Source organism: Cellulosimicrobium funkei, assembly GCF_004519295.1.
Taxonomy (GTDB): Bacteria; Actinomycetota; Actinomycetes; order Actinomycetales; family Cellulomonadaceae; genus Cellulosimicrobium; species Cellulosimicrobium funkei.
The window spans coordinates 95132-116873 of the sequence record NZ_SOZH01000002.1; the positions used below are offsets into that span (position 1 = coordinate 95132).

Genomic DNA, 21742 nt, shown 5'->3' on the forward strand with positions numbered 1-21742 from the left:
AACCTCGTTGCCCCTGGAACCGACCAGGGGGCCGGACGTCGGCGCAGGGGAGCCCGTCGTCCGGACCGACAGCCGGACGGTACGCACCGACGCGTACCCCGGCGGGGCCACGACGGCCCTGGACCTCGCCCCACGGCCGGTCTCCCACCGGCCCGGGTCGAGCCCCGCACGACCGAGCAACCTCTCGACCCTCTGCGACCGCGGGACACCCCCGCACCACCCAGTCCTGCTGCTCAGAGTCCCCCCGCACCACCTCGGGGAGCCTCCGCGCGCCCGAGCGCGCCGGCACGCGGGGCGGCGACCGCCGTCCCGCCGGTCCGGCGCGCCACGGACCGCCCGGACGACCCCGTACGCCCGGAAGGAGTCCCCCCATGCCCGACCCGACGACCGAGACGGCGCCGAGGCCGCTCTCGAGGCGGGCCCTGCTCGCCGGGGCCGGCGTCGTCGCTGCCAGCCCCGCCGCCGCGCTCCTGCTCGGAGCCGGCGGCAGCGTCGCCGCGGCGCCCCCCGCCGCCGCCGCGACGACCGTCACCGCAGCCACCGGCGTCCGCAAGATCACCATGTACGCCGAGCGCATCTCCGACACCCTCGTCGGCTACGGGCTCGAGCGCGGCAAGGCGACCGTCCCCGGGCCCATCCTCGAGATGTGGGAGGGCGAGACCCTCGAGATCACGCTCGTCAACACGACGGACAAGCGCCTGTCGATCCACCCGCACGGCGTGAACTACGACGTCAACAGCGACGGCAGCACGTTCAACAACTCGTTCAACGAGCCGGGCGAGACGCGGACGTACACGTGGTCGACGGTCAAGATGGCGCGCGACCGCGGCATCTGGATGCCCGGCAGCGCGGGGTACTGGCACTACCACGACCACGCGTGGGGCGAGCACGGGACGCAGGGCCTCGCCGCGGGCCTCTACGGCGCGCTCGTCGTGCGCCGGGTCGGCGACGTGCTGCCGCAGAAGCAGTTCACGATGGTCTTCAACGACATGACCATCAACAACAAGGTCGCGCCGGACACGCCGATGTTCGAGGCGAAGCTCGGCGAGCGCGTCGAGTTCATCTGCATCGGCCACGGCAACCAGCTCCACACCTTCCACCTCCACGCGCACCGCTGGGCGAACAACCGCACCGGCCTGCTCGCGGACCAGTACGACCCGAGCCAGGTCGTCGACAACCGGGACCTCAACCCGGGCGACGCGTTCGGGTTCCAGGTCGTCGCCGGGCTCGGTGTCGGACCCGGTGCGTGGATGTACCACTGCCACGTCCAGTTCCACTCCGACGGCGGCATGGCGGGCATCTTCCTCGTGCGCAACGCCGACGGCTCGATGCCGCCGGGCGCCCAGGAGTCGATCGACCGCTTCCAGGGTCACGGCAGCCACACCATGTCGGCCCCGTCCGGGGCCGCGCCGTCCGGCGCCGCCGCGACGACGAGCGCCCCGGCCACCGCCCCCGGCGGTCCGGCCGGCGGTGGCTCCGGGCCGGCCGTCGTCGACCTCACGGGCCACGCCGGCCACTGACCGTCCGCTGGTGAGGTGGGGCGGGCCGCCGGCCCGTCCCGCACCCGGCAGGACCCGCTCCCGGCCCGTCCGGGAGCGTCGCACCGATGACGAAGGAGTTGGAGAGTGCTTTCCAGACGATCGACACCCCCCACGAGGGGGCGCTCCCGACCGGGGGCACTACGGGCCCTGACCGTCGGCCTGACGGGCGTCGCGCTCGTCGCGAGCGCCGCCGTCCTCCCGGCGGCGGCCCAGACCGGCGCCACCGCACCGACCACCGCGGTCAGCGCGGGCGGGTCCCTCGCGGCGGGGTCCGTCGCCGCCGCGCCGGCCGCCGCAGCCGCGCCCGTGCGCGTGCTCGTGTTCCACGGCGCGCCCGACGAGCAGACCGACCCCGTCGTCGACGCGACGGCGGCGCTCACCGAGATCGGGGCCGCCAACGGCTTCGAGGTCGAGGCGACGTCCGACCCGGAGATGATCAGCGCGGCGACGCTCGGCGAGTACCGCGGCGTCGTCATGCTCTCCGCGGAGGGCATCGAGCTGAGCGGCGAGCAGGAGGCCGCGCTCCAGGCGTACATCAACGGCGGCGGCGGCTTCCTCGGCGTGCGCGACGCCGCGCGCTCGCAGGAGGCCTCGAAGTGGTTCGAGGGCCTCGTCGGCGCCCGGATCAAGGGCGCGACCATGACGGCGGAGAAGGTCGCCGAGGCGACCGGCACCGGCCGCAGCCCGGCCGCCGAGACGCCGGCCAAGGCCGTCGACGGCGACCCCAACACCAAGTGGCTGACGTTCGCCCGCACGGGCCAGCTCACGCTGCGCATGGAGCAGCCCGTCGCGGTGGTGAAGTACGGCATCACGTCGGCGAACGACTCCGCGGGCCGCGACCCGAAGAACTGGAAGCTCCAGGGCTCGACCGACGGGCAGACGTGGGTCGACCTCGACACGCGCGCCGACGAGGACTTCCCGCAGCGCTTCCAGCCGCGCACGTTCGACGTCGCGAACGAGACCGCGTACGGCTGGTACCGGCTGGACGTCACCGCGAACTCCGGCGACGCCGAGGTCCAGCTCGCGGAGCTCTCGATCTACGGCCCCGACTCCGTCGAGCAGCCCGACCCGGAGATCCCGCTCGAGGAGCGCACGGTCGACCTGGTCGACCGCCAGCACCCCGCGACGGCGGACCTCCCGCTCACGTGGGACCGCGAGGACCGGTGGCTCGAATGGGCCGACGACCCGACCGGTGACGTGCACACGGTCGCGACGCTCGAGCCCGGCCCCGACGCCGGCCCGACGACCAACCCGTTCCAGCCCGTCTCGTGGTGCCGCGACTACGACGGCGGCCGGTCGTTCTTCACCGGCATGGGCGGCACGCCCGAGAGCTGGGCGGACGCGACGTTCCGCGAGCACCTGCTCGGTGCGCTCCAGTGGACGACGGGCGTGGTGCGCGGCGACTGCCAGGCGACCATCGCGTCGAACTACAAGGCCGAGCGCCTGTCCCAGGTGAACACGGCCGGCACGCTCGACCAGAACGGCGAGCAGCACGGTCTGACGATCGCGCCCGACGGCACGGTCTTCTACATCGGCCGCGGCGCCTGCCCGACCGGCCCGATCGTCCCGTGGAGCGACCCGAACGTGGGCCTCGGCTGCGGCACGATCCACCAGTGGGACCCGGAGACGGGTGAGGCGAAGCTGCTCACGACGCTCGACGTCATGGGCAACCGCGGCAGCGGCGACGAGCTCGTGAAGAACGAGGAGGGGCTGCTCGGCATCGTGCCCGACCCCGACTTCGCGACCAACCACTGGCTCTACGTGTACTGGATGCCGCACGAGAACATCGACCGCGAGCGTCGCGTCGGCTACCGGACCGTCTCGCGGTTCACCTACGACCCCGAGACGCCGACGATCGACCAGAGCACGCGCGTCGACCTGCTCGAGTGGGAGACGCAGATCCACAGCTGCTGCCACGCGGGCGGCGGCATGGCGTTCGACAGCGAGGGCAACCTCTACATCGGCTCGGGCGACAACAACTCGTCCGGCGGGTCGAACGGGTACTCCGGCAACAACTGGACGCAGGAGTTCGCGGGCATCAGCTTCCAGGACGCGCGCCGCACGTCGGGCAACACGAACGACCTCAACGGCAAGATCCTGCGGATCCACCCCGAGGACGACGGCACGTACACGATCCCGGACGACAACCTGTTCCCGGTGGGCGAGTACCCCGCGGACAAGACGCGCCCGGAGATCTACGTCATGGGCGTGCGCAACATCTCGCGCCTCCAGATCGACCCCGACACCGACTGGCTGACGGCGGCCTGGGTGGGCCCGGACGCCGGCAGCCCGAGCCCCGAGCTCGGCCCGGCGAAGTACGAGACGGCGACGATCATCACGTCCGCGGGCAACCAGGGCTGGCCGTACTGCATGGGCAACAAGCAGCCGTACCGCGACCGGAGCAACGAGGACGCGAGCGTCCTCACCGGCTGGTACGACTGCGACAACCCGAAGAACACGTCGCCCCGCAACACGGGCCTCGTGGACCTCCCGCCGGTACGGAACAACATGATCTGGTACTCGCCCTCGGGCGGCGGGCCGGTCTTCCCGGACCGCGGCAACGGCATCCCGACGTACGAGGACGACGAGGCGACCTACACCATCCCGTGGCTGCGGGGCGGCGGCCAGGCCGTCATGTCCGGTCCGACGTACCGCCAGTCGCAGGTCGACCCCGAGTCCGACGTCGCGTGGCCGTCGTACTGGGAGGGCAAGTGGTTCATCGGCGACCAGTCGAACTCGAACAACCGCGTCGCGGTGACGGTCGACCCGGAGAACCTGGACGCCCCCGTGTTCATGGAGGACCTCCGCCAGATCATCCCGGGCGGCCGCGGTGACGGGCTGCTCCAGAGCTGGATGGACGCGAAGTTCGGTCCGGACGGCGCGCTGTACCTGGTCGACTACGCGGGCGGCTTCTTCAGCCTCGACCCGAACCAGAAGCTCATGCGGATCACGTACCAGGGCGGGGCCCCGACCCCGGCCCCGGCCGCGTCCGCGACGAGCATCCAGGGCGACCCGCTCACGGTGCAGTTCACGGGTGCGCGGTCCGGCGGCGTCTCCTACCTGTGGGAGTTCGGCGACGGCAAGACCTCGCGCCAGGCCAACCCGAAGCACAAGTACCCCCGCATCGGGAACTACGAGGCCAAGCTCACCGTCACGTACGCGGACGGCTCGACGGCCACCGTCACGACCGACGGCTCGCCGTCGTGCACCCTGCCCGACGAGCGCGAGACCGTGTTCTTCGGCGACGTCGACTCCACGGTCGAGAACCTCGACCTGGGCGCCTGCACGATGAACGACCTGTTCCAGGACGAGAAGGAGTGGCGCACCCACGCCCGGTTCCTGGCGCACGTCGAGTCGGTCGCGAAGAGCCTGTACGACGACAGCCGCATCGACGAGCGCGAGCGTGCTCGCCTCGTCGACGCCGCGGCGCGGTCCCAGATCGGCGTGGACCCGGGCGGGTACCGCACGATCTTCGACGGCACGCAGGAGTCGCTGTACGACTGGTTCCAGGCACCGAGCGGCAAGTTCACGCTCGAGCCGGGCGGTTCGCTGAAGTCGAGCGGCGGCCTCGGGATGCTCTGGTACGCGGGCGAGGAGCTCGGGGACTTCTCCGTGAAGCTCCTGTACCGCGACGTCTCCGAGGGCGACCACTACGCCAACACGGGCGTGTTCACCCGGTTCCCGAACCCGAACGACCCGGGCGACGTGCCGTGCGCGGCCAACCAGTCGCCCGCGTGGGTCGCGATCTCGTGCGGTCACGAGATCCAGATCTACGACGGTCCGACGGGCGAGCCGCAGAAGACCGGCTCGGTCTACAACTTCGACCCGCTCGGCCTGAACACCGGCGGCGAGAAGCCGAAGGGCGAGTGGAACGAGTACGAGATCCGGGTGGTCGGCCAGCAGTACACGATCATCCGCAACGGCGTCGTCATCAACGAGTGGGAGAACACCCCGGGACAGCAGTCGTCCCGTGCCGGTGACCCGCCGACCGACCTGCGCCAGTTCGACAGCGGGTTCATCGGGCTCCAGAACCACGGGAACGCGGACCTCATCGAGTTCCGCGACATCCGGGTCGCGGACCTGTAGCACCGCCGGGCGGGGGCGGCCGGCCAGGCCGTCCCCGCCCGTACCCGGCAGAGCCCCCAGAACCACCCCCAGAACCTTCCCGAGACACCCCCCGAGGAGTGCACCCTCATGGAACGACGTACCAGTCCCGGCGGCGTCCGCCGCCGCGGCGCGCGGCGGTTCCTCGCCGCCACGGTCGCCGGGCTCACCGCGACGACGGTCCTCACCGTCGCGCCGGCGTCCGCGTCCCCCGCAGGGACGGCAGCGCCGTCGTCCGTCTTCTCCGTCGCCGACGCCACCGTCGCGGCCGAGCAGGTCCTCACGTGGACCGCGGACAACAGCGTGACCGACTACAAGGCCTTCCCCGCCACGGCCGAGGCGGGTCCCGCCACGATCGTGTTCGAGAACAGCATGGCGACCGGCAGCACGTTCGGCATGAGCCACACGCTCACGTTCGACACGTCGTCGCCCGGCTACAACCACGACGTGAACCTCAACATCCTCGCGAGCCCGTTCGACGCGAACGGCGGGCGGCACGAGGCCCAGGTCACCTTCACCCCGGGCAAGTACCGCTACTTCTGCGCGATCCCCGGGCACGGCGAGATGTGGGGCGAGCTCGTCGTGACCGACGGCGGCACCGGCGGCGAGGACACCACGGCCCCGTCCGTGACCGCGCTCGTCACGGGCGAGCAGGACGGCGACGGCGCCTACGTGGGCGGCGCGACCGTGACGCTCGACGCGACCGACGACGACTCCGGCGTGGCCGGGGTCGAGTACGACCTCGACGGCGCGGGCTGGCAGGCCTACACGGAGCCGTTCGTCGTCGACGCCGTCGGCACGCACACGCTCCAGTTCCGCGCGACCGACGCCGCGGGCAACACGTCCGAGGCGCAGTCCGCGACCTTCACCGTCGTCGAGGGCGACGTCGAGGAGGACACGACCGCCCCGATCGTCGAGCCCATGGTCATGGGGCAGCAGGACGAGGACGGCGCCTACGTCGGCACCGCCGCGTTCATGCTCCACGCCACGGACGAGGGCTCGGGCGTCGCGTCCGTCGAGTACCAGGTCGACGGCGGCGCGTGGCTCCCGTACACGACCACGGTGCCGTTCACCGAGGTCGGCGAGCACACCGTGTCGTTCCGGGCGACCGACGTCGCGGGCAACGTGTCCGAGGTCGGCTCCGTGACGTTCACCGTCGTCGCCGGCGGCGGCGAGGACGACACGACCGCCCCGACCGTCACCGCCGAGGTCACCGGCACGCAGGACGGCAACGGCGCGTTCGTCGGGTCCGCCACGGCGACGCTCACCGCGACGGACGACGCGTCCGGCGTGGAGAGCGTCGAGTACGACCTCGACGGCGCCGGCTGGCAGCCGTACACCGAGCCGGTCGTCGTCGACGAGCCCGGCGAGCACACGCTCGTCTACCGGGCCACCGACGTCGCGGGCAACGTCTCCGAGGAGACCGTCACCGAGTTCGTCGTCGTCGCGGAGGCCGAGGAGGACACCACGGCGCCCGTCGTCGCGACCGAGCTCAGCGGCCAGCAGGACGAGGACGGCGCCTACGTCGGCTCCGCGTCCGTGCTGCTCACCGCCACGGACGACGGCTCGGGCGTCGCGACCGTCGAGTACGACCTCGACGGTGCGGGCTGGACCGAGTACACCGGGGCCGTCGTCGTCGACGAGCCCGGCCGCCACACGCTCGCCTACCGCGCGACCGACGTCGCGGGGAACGTCAGCGAGCCGGCGACCGTCACGTTCGACGTCGTCGCGGGCCAGGGCGGCGACACCGTCGCCCCGACCGTCGACCACCGCGTCATGGGGGGCGACAAAAACGAGGCCGGCGAGTACCTCGACAACGTGTTCGTGCGCCTCCTCGCGAAGGACGCCGACTCCGGCGTCGCGTCGGTCGAGTACCAGCTCGACGGCGGCGAGTGGACCCCGTACGCCAAGCAGATCTCCGTGCGGACCCCCGGGTCGCACACGGTGACCTACCGCGCGACGGACGTCGCGGGCAACGTGTCCGCCCCGAAGACGGTCACGTTCGTCATCGCGGGCGGCGAGGAGCCCGGCGGCGACACCGACGGCCCCGTCGTCACGGCGGGCATCAGCGGCAGCCGCACGCGCGACGGCGACTTCGTCGCGAGCGCGCGCGTCACGCTCACGGCGGTCGACGAGGAGTCGGGCGTGGACCGCATCGAGTTCCAGGCCAACGACGGCGCGTGGCAGCGCTACGCGGCCCCGGTCGCGTTCGCGGCCGACGGCCAGCACGTGGTCCGCTACCGCGCGGTCGACGGCGTCGGGAACGTCACGAGCGGCGAGGTGACCTTCACGGTCCTCAAGCTCGTGCGCGACCGCTGCGTCGGCTCGGACATCCGTCCGACGGTGATCATCGACGGTCACGACAGCACGGTGCAGAACTACGACGACGGCACCGGCTGCACGGTCAACGACCACGTCGCCGAGAACGACGAGTACGCGACGCACCGCGAGTTCGTCGACCACGTGAGCCTCGTGACCGAGGACCTCGTCCTCGACGGCGTCCTCGACGACGCCGAGCGGGACCTCGTCATCACGGCGGCCCAGCTGTCCGACATCGGTCGCCGCTGACAGCACCCGTCCCACCAGCAGTCCGACCGGCGAAGGCCCGGACCCGCTCCCTCCAGGAGCGGGCCCGGGCCGTCGTCGTCCCCGGGCCCCCTGGGCCCGACGGCCACCCCCGGTCCGCCGGACACCCCCGGCCCGCCGGACACCCCCGGTGCGCCGAGCACGACGTTGCTGTCGCCATGGGAGGGATGCCGACGACAAGGTCGTGCTCGACCGCGCGCAGGGTCGTGCTCGGCCTGCCCCGCGGGGAGGGGCGCCCGGGAGGGGCGTGCCGCGCCGTCAGGTTGTGGGCGGGACGGCCAGGCTGCCCGACGCCGCGCGGCCGAGTCAGGCCGGCGGCTCGCCGTACACCGGGCGGACGAAGGCCAGGACGATCCCGAGCCCGCCGCGCTGGGCGAGGCGCGCGCGATCCTCCGGGTGGTCGAGCAGGTGCCGCAGGACGCGCGCGACCGCCTCGGGGTCCGTCACGACGACGGGGTCGGGGTCCGGTCCGTGCGCGGGCCGGCCCTGCAGCAGGTCCTCGCCCTCCGCGTGGCGTGACCGCGCGCCGTCGTGCAGCTCGACCCGGAGCGACGGGCGCCCCTCGCCCGGGACGACGTGGACGCGCGCGACGTCGTCCCACCGCACGACGACCCGGACCACCTCAGCGCCCCCCACCGGCAGCTCGACCCCCTGCGGCCGCAGCACGACCGCGTGCTTCGACGGCCCGCGCACGTACGCCAGCAGCCCGCCGCCGAAGGCGAGGGCGACGATGCCGATCAGGGCGGCCGCGAACCCCTCGTCGTTCCGCAGGAGCCACACCGCGAACGCCACCGCGCCACCGCACAGCGCGAGCAGGATCAGCAGCACCGCGAGGTAGTCGACGACGGGCGTCAGGCGCTCGCGACCGCGCACGCCGCCCCGCACGGCGGTCCACACCATCGTCGGCCGGTACGGCTGCCGGGGTCGGCGGCTGCTGCTCACGGAGGACAGTCTGCCGGGTGCTCGGGTAGGCGCCGAGCACGACGTTGCTGTCGTTCTCGCGGCGATCCCGCCAGCAACCTCGTACTCGGCGGCTCGGGGGCTCGGCGGCTCGGCGGCTCGTCGGTTCAGGAGCCGCCGAGGAGCATCCGCTTGGCGGCGGTGAACTCGTCGTCGGTGAGGGAGCCGGCGGCGTGCAGGCTCGCGAGCTCGGCGAGCGCCGCGGTGACGCCGTGCTGCACGGTCACCTCGGGGGTGCCCGCGCCGCGGGTCATCCGGGTCGTCGTGTACGTCGTGGTGGTCGAGGACGACGAGCGCGTGGGCGAGCCCCACGCGGGGGCGTCCGCGTCGGTCGTCGGGTCGTCGGCGACCGGTGCGTCGGCGACGGTCGCGCTCGCGGCCCGGGCGGCGTCGTGCAGCGCGCGCGTGCGGTCGCGGCGGGCCTGCACCACGACCCGCTCCCCGGGCAGGCGCCAGACGACCACGGGGTCGCCGGGCTGCGGGACCTCCGACGGGAGCAGGTTCGTGACCGGGGCGAGGCGCGTGACCGTCGTCGTCAGCGCCCCGTGCCGCACGCGCACGGCGCAGTGCGCGACGCCGCCCGACTCCGTCCGGTCCGTGACCGACGCCGTCACGACCCCGGCCTCGCGCGTCGCGGCCAGACGGTCGCGGTGGTACTGCGCGTAGAGCGGGGCGTCGTCGCGCGACCGGCGCAACGACCGCGCGTAGCCCGCCCACATCGGGCCGAGGAAGACCCACGGGAAGATCGTCCACACGACGTTCCAGAACCACGGGAAGAAGCCGTCGTGGTCCCACGCGTTGACCGTCACGAGCCAGACGAACCCGCCCGACAGCAGCGCGAGCAGCACCCCGTTGCGGATCTTCGTCCCGACGCCCGACGGCGGCTCCATGAGCCCCTCGGGCGTGCGCGGCAGGTCGTCGACGGACTCGTCGTTGCCCACCAGCCGCAGGATGGCCTTCGGGTCGGCGGCTTTGCGCGCGAGCGCGGCGGACGGCGGCAGGGGCGATTCGTCGTGCGGGGCGGACGGCGCCCCGGTCGTGTGGTCAGACATCACCCCGATCCTACGATCGCCCTGCCTCGACGGAACCACCCGCCCGCCCCGTCCTAGCCACGCCGTGGGGCGAACACGGGGATGGCGACCTCTTGCGGCTGTTTCTGGTCGGCAACCCCGTGGTCGAGGGGCGGTGAGGGCGTGGTGGTCAGCGGTTTGTGGTCACCGTCGTGCCGGCGGCGCGGGTTGCGGCCAGCAGTGGCTGGAGGCCGAACGCCTGGACCGGGCCTAGCGCTCCTGTCCCGTTCGTCTCGCCGGCCGCTGCTCGCGTCGCGCCCCACGCGAGGTAGTGGGCCGTGAGGTCGTACGCGTCGGGGCCGTCGAGCCGGGCCCGACGCAGCACCTTGCCCTCGGCGTCGCGTGCGACTGCGAGCACGTGCGTGCGCGACGCCGCGCGGGCCGCCTCGTCCGGCCCGCCGCTCGACCCGCTGCGCGAGCGGGCGAGCCGCCGCAGGCCGTCGCCCAGCCCGGGGACGCGCAGCGCCGCCGTCGCGACCGCCGTCGCCACGGGCGCGAGCCGCACCGCGGGACCGGACACGCCCAGCGCCACCTCGACGTCGCGCAGCCGCGGCGCGAGGCCGGGCAGCGTGAACGGCTCGGTGCCACCCGCGGTGACACCGCGCACGCGCCGACCGCGGCGGACGTCGAACGTGACGACGCGCGCCGCGACGCGCTCGGTCCGGAGACCGCCGTCGCGCCACGCGTACGACGGCTCGAGCGCGGTCTCCAGCGCGCTCACGCGCGTGCCGCCGCTCACGCCGCCGCCGGTGGGGAAGTAGCCGATCTCCAGGCGCACCGCGTCGGCGCCCTCGTCCTGGAGCGCGAGCGCCCCCGCGAGGTTGCCGGGCACCCAGTCGTGGCCGAACGCCGTGAGCAGTGCCGCACCCGTGCGCCGGGCGCGCGGGCCGAGCTCGTCGAACACTCGCCGGATGAACGCCGGCTCACCCGTCGAGTCGAGGTACACCGCGCCCGCGTCGATCGCGGCCTCGACCGCCGGGCCGCCGTGCCGCCCGAACGGGCCGACCGTCGAGACCAGCACGTCGCCCGGCCCGACCAGCGCACGCACGGTCCGCGCGTCGTCGACGTCCGCGACCGCGGTCTCGAGCGGCGTGCGCGCAGCGGTGCCCGACGGCGGGCTCCCGGCCTCGGGCGAGCCCGCGGGCTCGGCGCGGTGACGGGCCGCGGACGGTGCCGTCGCGGTCCGTGCCGTCGCGGCTGGTGTCTCCGTGGCGAGCTCGGCGGCGAGCGCGTCCAGCCGGTCCGGGGACCGACCCGCGAGCACGGGCCGCGCGCCGCGGGCCACGAGCTCGTGCGCGACGAGCGTGCCCGTGTAGCCCGTCGCGCCGAGGAGCACGATGCGGCCCGTCGCCGGGGGAGGGGTCGGGGCGTCGGTCATGGGGTCGCCTTTCGCCGGAACCAGGGGTCCCGCGAGACTACGGAGCGGTGCCGGGGCTCGCGCGTCAGCGGGGTGCCGGCCGCTCCCTCCCCGCGCTCGCCCGCGGCCCGCGTGGTGTCCTGGCGGTATGGACCGACAGCCCGACGACCCGCGGCGCGAGGACGGGTCGACCGACGACGGCGGACGGCGCGACGGGCCCCGGCCTGGGCTCGTCGGGGTGCTGTGGTGCGTCGTCGTCATCGTGGCGGTGCTGGTGGTCGGCGTCGCGATGGGACTGCTCGACGGTCGCTGACCGTACCGGCCCGCATCCCCTCACGGCGTGCGCTCGGTGGGGCTTGCCGCGTGCTGGGTGGACGGCGGCGCGGGGCGGCTCGCGCCCGGAGGTCACCAGCGCCCCACTCCGCCGACGTCGATATCGACGTCACCCGCCATGACTTCGATACTGACGTCGTCTAGGATGACTTCACTATCGACGTCGTCGGAGGCGGTATGGCGGTCCGCATCGAGATCACGAGTCCCGAGCTGCTCGGCTTCGCCCTGCAGCAGGGCCGGCTGCTGCGCGGGACGAGCCAGCGGCAGCTGGCCGACCAGCTCGGTATCGGGCAGAAGTGGGTCTGGGAGATGGAGAACGGCAAGCCCGGTCTTCTCATGGAGCGCCTCTTCGCCATGCTTGACGCGACGGGCGTCCGGCTGTGGGCGGAGATCGACGAACCGGCCGGCGACGACCTCTCCGGGGCAGGCGGGGACGACGTGGAGAAGCTCGATGGCTGACCTCCTCCTGGCTACCGACGGAAGCCGAGACAGGGTGAAAACTGACCGTGGCATGTAGGCCGGCAACCTCACTGCTAGCCGTCGCAACCAATGGTGTGAAGGCGAGACACGACCAATAGGGCGCAGCCGCAATCGGGTCATGAAAGCGAAGCCCTCTTACGGTGTCGTCGGCGACACTCGGATGGTCCGGTGCGTCGGTACTATGCCCGTGGCTTGGCGACGATGCGGAGCACGATGGAACCAACTGTCCGCGGAGGTGCTTGTGGGAAACGACGGCGACGCGATCGATGGCCTGCGCAAGCACCTTGTGGACGCCAACACCGTCTCATCGCTCTCAGAGTCGTTCTCGATCTTCGCTTTCGAGGCCTTCGAAGACTCGCTCACCGACGCCGACATGAACCTTCTTCTGTGGCGCGGGGCGCTCGACGAGCCCCTGAATGGCGTCGAGTCCGAGCACGTGCTGCGCTCACGCCTCGACCAGCACCATGTCGCGCAGCGCTGTCTGACCTGGGCTCAGCAGCACGTGGAAGTGCGCGAGCTCAAGCGGAGAACGCGCGAGACCTGGGTGCAGGTTGATGGCCCAACCCCGTTCGCGCTCACCGGTGCAGGGTTCGACGCTGAGAGCATGGGCGTCGTCGCCGCCGAGGGCGTGCACCTGTTCCAGGAGCACGTCGGCGACCAGGCGGTCGCACCGATCGCCAAGCAGATGGCCCAACTCTGGGGAGACCGCACCATCGGTGTACCTGTCACCGACGAGTTCCTCGACCGCCTGCGCGAGTTGGTCCGGGACAACGACCCCGAGTCGGTGTACCTGCGGATCATCACGGCCCTGTTCGAGGACTTCCTCAACGACTCAGCGGACGACACCCGCCGGCGCGGCCTGACTGGCTTCTACGACACGCAGGTGTGGAAGAAGCTCTACAAGTTCCAGCGCGACGGTGTCCTGGGCGCGATCCAGAAGCTCGAGCGCCACAACGGCTGCATCATCGCCGACAGCGTCGGCCTCGGTAAGACGTTCGAGGCCCTGGCGGTCATCAAGTACTACGAGCTGCGCAACGACCGCGTCCTCGTCCTCGCCCCGAAGCGGCTGCGGGAGAACTGGACGATCTACCGGAGCAACGACGTGCGCAACCCTCTGGTCGACGACCGGTTCAACTACGACGTCCTGAACCACACCGACCTGAGCCGCGGCAACGGGTTCTCCGGAGACATCGACCTTGCCCACATCAACTGGGGCAACTACGACCTCGTCGTCATCGACGAGTCGCACAACTTCCGCAACAACCCGCAACTGCAGCGCGACACCAAGACGCGCTACCAGAAGCTGATGGAGGACGTCTTCAAGGCCGGCGTGAAGACCAAGGTCCTCATGCTGTCGGCCACCCCGGTGAACACCCGCCTGGCAGACCTGAAGAACCAGGTGCTGTTTGCGACCGAGGGCGACGACGACGCGTTAGCTGGCGACGGGATCAAGAGCATCGAGTCCACGCTGCGCCAGGCCCAGACGCGGTTCCGTGCCTGGCAGGACACTCCGGAGTCTCAGCGTTCCGCGCAGACACTGGTAAGCCACCTCGGCCTCGACTACATCCGTCTGCTCGACCTGGTCACGATCGCCAGGTCGCGCAAGCACATCGAGAAGTACTACGGCACCTCGGACGTTGGGAAGTTCCCCGACCGCCGTCAGCCGGTGAACATCAAGTCGGCGATCGACGCCCGCGACCAGCTCATGCCGCTGGCGGACATCAATCGCAGGATCCTGGCGCTCAACCTCGCCTCCTATAAGCCGATGTCGTACGTCCTTCCCGGCCATCGCGACAGGTACGCCCAGCTCTACGACCACAAGATCGCCGGCTCCGGGGAGCGCATCTTCCGCCAGGAACACCGCGATAACAACGTCGTCCACCTCCTGCGGGTCAACCTGCTCAAGCGCCTCGAGTCCTCGGTGAACTCCATGGCGATGACCGTCGGCAAGATGCTCCACACGGTCCAGACGACCATCGACAAGCTCGACGCCTACGAGGCCGACCATTCCCGCGCCATCTCGCTCGCAGAGATCGAGGGTCGCGACTGGGACGACCTGAACTTCGACGACCCGATGTTCGAGGACGCCGTCGTCGGCTCGAACGTGAAGGTCCTCCTGCCGGACATCGACCGCCCCCGCTGGCGCCAGGAGCTCGAAGAGGACCGCGACGCACTCCGCGAGCTTCTCGACGAGATGTCGGTCGTCACCCCTGCCCGCGACCTCAAGCTCGCCAAGCTCAAGGCCTATCTGCGCGAGAAGATCGAGAACCCTTACAACACCGGCAACCGCAAGGCCCTCGTCTTCACGGCCTTCTCCGACACCGCGGAGTACCTGTACGAGCACATCGCCCCGTGGGCGGCCAAGGAGTTCGGCATCCACGTCGCGCTCGTGACGGGTTCGACGGCCAAGGCCACGCTCAAGATGCCGCGAACGGACATGCTCGGCGTCCTGACAGCGTTCTCGCCATTGTCGAAGTCTGGGGACCCGGCCGCCGACCAGATCGATCTCGTCATCGCCACGGATGCGATCTCCGAGGGCCAGAACCTCCAGGACTGCGACACTGTCGTCAACTACGACATCCACTGGAACCCGGTTCGGATCGTCCAGCGCTTCGGCCGCGTGGACCGGCTCGGCACCCAGAACACCAGCGTGCAGCTCGTGAACTTCTGGCCGGACCTCGACCTGGAGTCGTACATCAACCTCGAGAAGCGTGTCTCGGGTCGCATGGCGCTGCTCGACGTGTCCGCTACTGGCGAGGAGAACCTTCTTACCGAGGCCGAGCAGAAGGCGATGAACGACCTCGAGTACCGGCGCAAACAGCTGGAGCAGATGCAGACCGCCGCCCCGACGATGGAGGATCTCGCCGGCGGGCTGAGCATCACCGATCTCACCCTCTCCGACTTCCGCATGGACGCTGCCGCCCGCGACGCCAACGCTCTCGCCGAACTGGCACAGTGGCCCCAGGCCCTCCATGGAGTCGCGCGGTTCGACGCCACCCTTGACGCCGAGGGCCTCGGCCCAGGGGCCGTGTTCTTGCTCCGCGTCCGGGACGAGGAGATCCCGCTTCCGCCGGCCTATCCGCTCGCCCCCTTCTTGCTGCTCTACGTCACCGACGACGGCACTGTCGCCCACGCGGTCGACGAGCCCAAGCTCGCCCTCGACGTCTTGCGGCGACACGGCATGGACGCGCCCTCAGTCGATGCCGAAGCGGTCGCGAGCTTTGCCAAGCGGACACGAGGTGGCGCGCGGATGGACCACTACCGCGGCCTGCTTGAGGCTGCGATCACCGCGGCGACCGGCAAGGGCACCGAGAACCGCGTCGCGTCGCTCTTCACCGCCGGACCCTCGCTCCTGGGCGACGGCGGCGCCTCTGCCGGGCGGGCGTCGGTCGACCTCATTGCGTGGATGGCGCTCGTCCCGTGACATCGGACCCGGTCGCAGCCCTAGGGCTCCCCGCGCGAGCACTCGTCGGCGAGCGGCTCACCAAGAAGCTCCTGCTCGACATGGCCGCCGAGACCGCCAGTGACCGAAAACTCATCACCAACGCCATCGCCAGCGCGACCGTCGAAGCGGTGCTCACCCCCGCCACCACGGGAATCGCCGAACATCGCGAACCGGGGCGGCGTGTTCAGGACGTCGCGGTGATCTCGCTCGTGCTCGCAGGCCAGGTCAGTGCGAAGGACCAGGCGCGCGTCCTCGACCTCGTGCACCGCTCGATGCCACGCCCCGTAATCGTCCTGCTCAAGGCACCTGATGACGGGGTGGCGATCTCGGCCGCACTGACCCGGGTCAGCCAGACCGACGACTCACGCTCCGTCGTCGAGGCATCCATCGCCGGAGACCTCGCCTCGCTACCCGAAGGCTCAGTCAACGTCGGCCAGCTTGTCCGCACCGATCTCTGGGCGTACTACCAGGATCTCGCGAAGGCGATCGCGACCGACGGCAACGGGTCTCCCGACCTGGATGCCGAGCACGCCATCGCCGAGCGCCGCCGCCTCGACGGCCTCGAAGGTGATCTCGCCACAGTCGCACGTCAGGCCCAGAAGGAGAAGTCCCTTCCGAAGCGCATCGACCTGAACACACGCGCCAAGACGCTGCGCGCCGAGATCGAGGATGTCAGGGGCCTCTTCTACGCTCACCACCGGCAACAACACCGCTAGCAGAACCGAGAGCAGGATCGTGACAGAGCCGTTCGAACCCATCGACACCCTCGCCGGACCCGGCGAAGCCAAGACCAACGCACAGACTCTGGCACGCCTCCTGGGAGAGGTGTTCCCCGAGGCCGTCACCGAGGACGGCATCGACTTCGAGGCGCTGAAGCAGTTGGTCGGCGAGGAGGCACTCCCGTCGACGGCAGAGAAGTTCGGTCTCTCGTGGCCTGGCAAGGCGGCATCGAGGCGTCTCGCCCTGCTCCCTCCGACGGGAACGCTGCTGCCATGTCCAGACGAGTCGGTGCAGTGGGAATCAACGAAGAACATCGTCATCGAGGGTGACAACCTCGAAGTGCTGCGCCTGCTCCGTCGCGGCTACGCCGGCAAGGTCGACGTCATCTACATCGACCCGCCGTACAACACCGGCAGCGATCTCGTCTACCACGACTCTCGAGTGACGCCGAAGGACGAGTTCGAGACCCAGGTCGGCGAGCGCGACGGCGAAGGCCGGCTCGTGAAGAACACTGACGCCTCGGGTCGACGCCACGCCGCGTGGCTCGACATGATGCACCCCCGACTGTGGGCGGCGCGCGACCTGCTCAAGGACACCGGCGTCGTCATCGCAGCTATCGGCGATGACGAGCACGCACACCTCCGCATGCTTCTGGAGCAGGTGTTCGGTGCCGAGAACTTTATCTCTGACGTGGTCTGGCAAGGCGGACGCAAGAACGACTCACGGTACGTCTCGAACGGGGCGGACTACATGCTTATCTACGCCAAGAACGAGGCCAGCCTCGCTGCGAACGGTGTGCGTTGGCGCGAGCGAAAGCCCGGCGTGCAAGAAGCGCTTGAAATGGCACAGCGCATCTGGGATGAGGAGAATGCGGACCATGCGAGCGCGCAGAAGCGTTGGCGCAAGTGGCTCAAGGAGTTCAAGGCAAGTGGTGTTCCGACGGACGCAGTCACGAGGTACACAACGCTGGACGGCACCGGACGCCCCGTCCGCAACGACGGCAACATTTCGTGGCCCGGGGGCGGTGGCCCACGCTACGACGTCCTTCACCCTGTGACGAAGAAGCCTGTAGTAGTTCCCGCGCCTGGGTGGAGATACCCGGACCCGGCGACAATGCAGCGAGAAATCCTGGCTGGCAACGTCGCGTTCGGAGTGGATCACACGACGCAGCCCGGAATGGTGAATCGACTCGAAGAGTTAGATCGCCAGGTTGCGGTCTCCGTATTCGAGCGCGACCGCAATGTCGCGACAGTCGCTCTCAACACACTTTTTGACGGAAATGCCCCCTTCACAGCGCCGAAGGATGTCAACGTCTTGGCGCGATGGATCGACCTTGTGAGCTCCGGCAACCGAGATGCAGTGGTGCTGGACTTCTTTGCCGGCTCGGGTTCGACCGGACATGCGGTCATGGACCTCAACGCGGCCGACGGCGGCAATCGTCAGTACGTGCTTGTCCAACTTGACGAGTCTGTCGACCACCCGGAGTACACCACCATCGCCGACATCACCCGGGAGCGTCTTCGCCGCGCGGGCAAGGCCATCGCGGATGCGCAGGGGCTGAACGCAGGTGACCTCGACCTGGGCTTTCGCTCCTACCGCCTTGCTGAATCCAACACTCGCAAGTGGGACGGGACCGTCGGCGATCAGTCGCTTGAGGATGCCGTGGCGACCGCCGTCGACAACCTGCTGCCAGGGCGCACCACAGACGACCTTCTGGTCGAGATGATGCTGCGTCTTGGCCTGGAGTTGACTACGCCCGTCGAGCAGCAGGACGTCGCGGGGTCTCCGCTGTACAACCTGGGTGCCGGCACGATGTTCGCCTACTTCGGGACCGACATCACCGTCGACGAGTCGAAGCAGATCGCTCAGGCGATCCGCACCTGGCGCGACGAGGAGGGCCCGGTCACCGAGGCGGCCGTCGTCGTCCGCGACACCGGCTTCGCCGACTCCGCAGCCAAGCTCAACCTCGCCGCCGCGCTGAACCAGGCTGGCATCACCAATCTCCGGAGCATCTGAGTGGCAACCACAGCATCGTCGAGCTCGTGGAAGTTCGAGTCCGACCTGGAGTACCAGCGCCAGGCCATCGACGCCGTCACGGGGCTGTTCAAAGGCCAGGAGGCGATGGTCTCGAACTTTACTGTCCTGGCGAATGCCGGTGTTCAGGCCGGCTTTGATGAGCTCTCCGACCTCGGTGTCGGCAACCGGCTCCGTCTCGACGACGAGTCCATCCTGAGCAACCTGCACAAGGTCCAGGACGCTACCGGCCTTGTGCCCGAAGACTCCCTGGAGTCGATGAACTTCACCGTCGAGATGGAGACCGGGACCGGCAAGACGTACGTCTACCTGCGGACGGTCTACGAGCTCAACGAGAAGTACGGGTTCACGAAGTTCGTCATCGTGGTTCCTTCGGTGGCGATCAAGGAGGGCGTCGAGACCTCGATCTCTCAGCTGCGCGAGCACCTGGGGTCGCTGTACGGCAACCCGGCGATGGAGCACTTTCAGTACGACTCGGCGAACCTGTCGCGGGTGCGGTCCTTCGCCGTCGCGGACTCGATCCAGATCATGATCGTGACGGTCGCGGCGATCAACAAGACGACGAACAACATCTACAAGAACGCCGAAGCGCTCGGCGGTGAGGCCGCCATCGACCTCATCCGGGCTACACGGCCGATCATCATCGTCGACGAGCCGCAGTCGGTCTACGGTGACGCGGGCTTCGGGAAGCGCAAGGGAGCGGGCCGCAAGGCTCTGGAGGAGTTCAACGCCCTGGCTACGGTCCGGTACTCGGCCACGCACCCCAAGGGTGACAAGGCGAACCTCGTGTACCGACTCGACGCCATCGCCGCCTACGACCAGCAGCTCGTCAAGCAGATCGAGGTCGACTCACTAGAGACAGAGGCATCTGGCACCTCGGCCTACGTCAAGCTGATCTCGACCTCCCGGGCGGGCGGCAACTTCCGCGCCAAGATCGAGGTCGATCCCCCCTCGGGTACCAAGCGCAGGACGATCACCGTCGAGGTCGGCGACAACCTCGCTGACGAGACAGGCCTGGAGCGCTACCGGCACCTCGACGTCGAGAACATCGGGGCGGGCGACGACCAGTGGATCGAGCTGTCCACGCTTGCCAAGCCCCTACGGGCCGGCGAGACGCTCGGCGACGACCTGACGGCTGAGGAGCGGGCCCGGCAGATGATCGCCCGGACCATCCGGCAGCACCTGGCAAAGGAGGTCGAGTTCGCCGAGCGCGCCAAGGCTGGCGCTCCCAAAATCAAGGTGCTCAGCCTGTTCTTCGTCGACTCCGTCTCCAAGTACCGAGTCTACGAGGAGGGCCAGGCTCAGCTTGGTGAGTATGCGCGGATCTTTGAGGAGGAGTACGCGAAGATCGCGGCCGAGTCGAGGTACCAAATCCTCCGCACCGTGAAGTCTTCCCAGGAGGTTGCTGCCGAGGCGCACCAGGGCTACTTCTCCATCGACAGAAGCAAAAAGGGCGGGGACGTCTTCGTCGACACCGCGGAGACGACCGACAGGGGCCGCCAGCAAGCCTTCCTGGCCTACGAGCAGATCATGAAGAACAAGGAGTGGCTGACTACGCCGGGCACTCCCATCCGCTTCATCTTCAGCCACTCTGCGCTCCAGGAGGGCTGGGACAACCCGAATGTCTTCCAGATCTGTGTGCTGCGGAACATGGGCACTGAGCGGTGGCGTCGTCAGTCGATCGGGCGTGGCCTGCGCTTGGCGATGGAATTGCACCCTGACGGGCACCTCGAACGCGTCCACGGCCAGATGATCAACCGGCTCACGGTTATCGCGAACGAGGACTACGCGACGTTCGCCGACGGCCTGCAGAAGGAGCTCGCCGAGGACCTCGGCATGGTGTTCGGGCTCATCGCAGTCGACGCCCTTGCCGCGCTCAAGTTCAAGGAGAGCGACGCTGAAGGCGCTGCGGTGGTACCCCTCGGCGCGGAGACCGCGAAGGCTCTCGTGAAAACGTTGCGCGACGCCGGCCATGTCGACGCCAAGGGCAACGTCCGGGACTCGCTGCGCGAGATGGTGCGCAGCGAGCCCGACAAGCTCATCGAGACCATTGCGGCGACCGTTCCCGAACCCGCGGTGAAGATGGTCTTCGACGCCATCCGCCGCGTCGCCAGGCCGATCGACATCAAGAAGGCCCGCGAACGCCGCGACGTCCCGCTCGTCAAGGAACGGCTCGAAAGCCCCGAGTTCCGCGCCCTGTGGGACCGGATCAAGCACCGCACCGTCTACTCGGTCGAGGTCGACGAGGACGACCTGCGCGCCGCTCTGGTGCAGGCAGTCGTGGATATGCCTCCGGTCCCGCGCCGCAAGGCATCCTGGGTGAGCACCAGGGTCAAACTCAACCAGATGGGTGTCGGCGAGAGCTCCGCTCAACAGTCCCGCGCCAAGGTCGAGTACGCCGATGCGAACGACCTGCCGGACATCCTGTCGGTGCTCGCGGACCGGACGCAGCTCACACGGGCGACGCTCGCGCATGTCCTGACGGAGTCAGGAAAGCTCGACCAGTTCAGGCACAACCCGCAGAAGTTCATCGACGAGGTGACGGCCGCGCTGACGACCGCTAAGGAGAAGTTCCTAGTCGACGGCGTGAAGTATGAGCCGATCCCCGCCGACCGGCCCGACAATGAGCGGTGGTACTCCCAAGAGATCTTCACCGATGATGACCTCGCCGGGTACGTCGGCGAAGGTGGGAACATCATCGTCGACGAGCTCGGGGAGCCGAAGAGGTTTGCCAAGTCGGTCTTCGAGTCACTCGTTACGGACTCGGACGTCGAGCGGGCGTTTGCGAACCAGCTCGAGAAGCAGAGTGAGGTCAAGCTCTTCGTCAAGCTGCCGTCGCGATTTCAGATCGCCACCCCTCTCGGCAACTACAACCCCGACTGGGCCGCCGTCCTCGAGCGGGAAGGCGAGGAGAGCCTCTACTTCGTCATTGAGACCAAGGGGACGACGGACAAGAGCAAGCTGCGCGCCTCCGAGCGTCAGAAGATCGACTCTGCGATCCGGCACTTCGAGGCCATCAAGGTCGCCAACACGTACGCCGACCTCGTCTACCCCACGCACCCGGTCGTCTCAGTGGCCGACCTCGGGGCGTACATTGACGGGATGGACTAAC

At 69.7% G+C, this 21742-nt stretch carries 12 protein-coding genes; 9 read left to right on the top strand and 3 right to left on the bottom strand.

The window, feature by feature from the left end; genetic code table 11:
- Positions 1-371 precede the first annotated feature (371 nt).
- The 3 genes from E1O70_RS02165 (at position 372) to E1O70_RS02175 (ending at position 8213) form a co-directional block, all read left to right on the top strand.
- Complete coding sequence (locus E1O70_RS02165; protein ID WP_082774719.1) at positions 372-1520, top strand: multicopper oxidase domain-containing protein; 1149 nt, start codon at positions 372-374, stop codon at positions 1518-1520.
- Between the two features lie 105 nt (positions 1521-1625).
- Complete coding sequence (locus tag E1O70_RS02170; protein ID WP_061268814.1) at positions 1626-5627, top strand: ThuA domain-containing protein; 4002 nt, start codon at positions 1626-1628, stop codon at positions 5625-5627.
- Positions 5628-5735: 108 nt separating this feature from the next.
- Positions 5736-8213 (top strand): OmpL47-type beta-barrel domain-containing protein, encoded by a 2478-nt coding sequence (locus E1O70_RS02175; protein ID WP_061268813.1) that lies wholly within the window; start codon positions 5736-5738, stop codon positions 8211-8213.
- A gap of 324 nt (positions 8214-8537) precedes the next feature.
- On the opposite strand, the gene E1O70_RS02185 is transcribed toward E1O70_RS02175, so the two are convergent.
- The 3 genes from E1O70_RS02185 to E1O70_RS02195 form a co-directional block, all read right to left on the bottom strand.
- The gene (locus E1O70_RS02185; RefSeq protein WP_128957711.1) at positions 8538-9173 is read right to left on the bottom strand and encodes a glycosyltransferase; all 636 of its coding nucleotides are present in this window, start codon (positions 9171-9173) and stop codon (positions 8538-8540) included.
- Positions 9174-9298: 125 nt separating this feature from the next.
- Entirely contained in the window at positions 9299-10243 is a 945-nt protein-coding gene (locus tag E1O70_RS02190; protein WP_061268811.1) for an SHOCT domain-containing protein, read from the bottom strand.
- 148 nt (positions 10244-10391) lie between these two features.
- On the bottom strand, positions 10392-11639 hold the full coding sequence (locus E1O70_RS02195; RefSeq protein ID WP_061268810.1) for a saccharopine dehydrogenase family protein: 1248 nt from the start codon (positions 11637-11639) through the stop codon (positions 10392-10394).
- Between the two features lie 127 nt (positions 11640-11766).
- Here E1O70_RS02195 and E1O70_RS19795 point away from each other — a divergent pair, with 127 nt between their 5' ends.
- The 6 genes from E1O70_RS19795 to E1O70_RS02220 all read left to right on the top strand — a co-directional run bounded on the left by E1O70_RS19795 (position 11767) and on the right by E1O70_RS02220 (position 21741).
- Positions 11767-11931 carry a hypothetical protein gene (locus tag E1O70_RS19795; RefSeq protein ID WP_157464315.1) on the top strand — a complete coding sequence of 55 codons (165 nt, stop codon included), beginning with the start codon at positions 11767-11769 and terminating at the stop codon, positions 11929-11931.
- A 197-nt stretch (positions 11932-12128) separates the two neighbouring features.
- Complete coding sequence (locus tag E1O70_RS02200) at positions 12129-12410, top strand: helix-turn-helix domain-containing protein (RefSeq protein WP_061268809.1); 282 nt, start codon at positions 12129-12131, stop codon at positions 12408-12410.
- Between the two features lie 262 nt (positions 12411-12672).
- Positions 12673-15855, top strand: a complete 3183-nt coding sequence (locus E1O70_RS02205) for a helicase-related protein (RefSeq protein ID WP_205688595.1) — start codon at positions 12673-12675, stop codon at positions 15853-15855.
- Entirely contained in the window at positions 15852-16592 is a 741-nt protein-coding gene (locus E1O70_RS02210; RefSeq protein ID WP_061268807.1) for a DUF4391 domain-containing protein, read from the top strand. Before E1O70_RS02205 ends, E1O70_RS02210 begins: the two co-directional genes overlap by 4 nt.
- A 19-nt stretch (positions 16593-16611) precedes the next feature.
- Complete coding sequence (locus E1O70_RS02215) at positions 16612-18612, top strand: site-specific DNA-methyltransferase (RefSeq protein ID WP_061268806.1); 2001 nt, start codon at positions 16612-16614, stop codon at positions 18610-18612.
- On the top strand, positions 18613-21741 hold the full coding sequence (locus tag E1O70_RS02220; protein WP_061268805.1) for a restriction endonuclease: 3129 nt from the start codon (positions 18613-18615) through the stop codon (positions 21739-21741).
- The last annotated feature ends 1 nt before the right edge of the window (position 21742 follow it).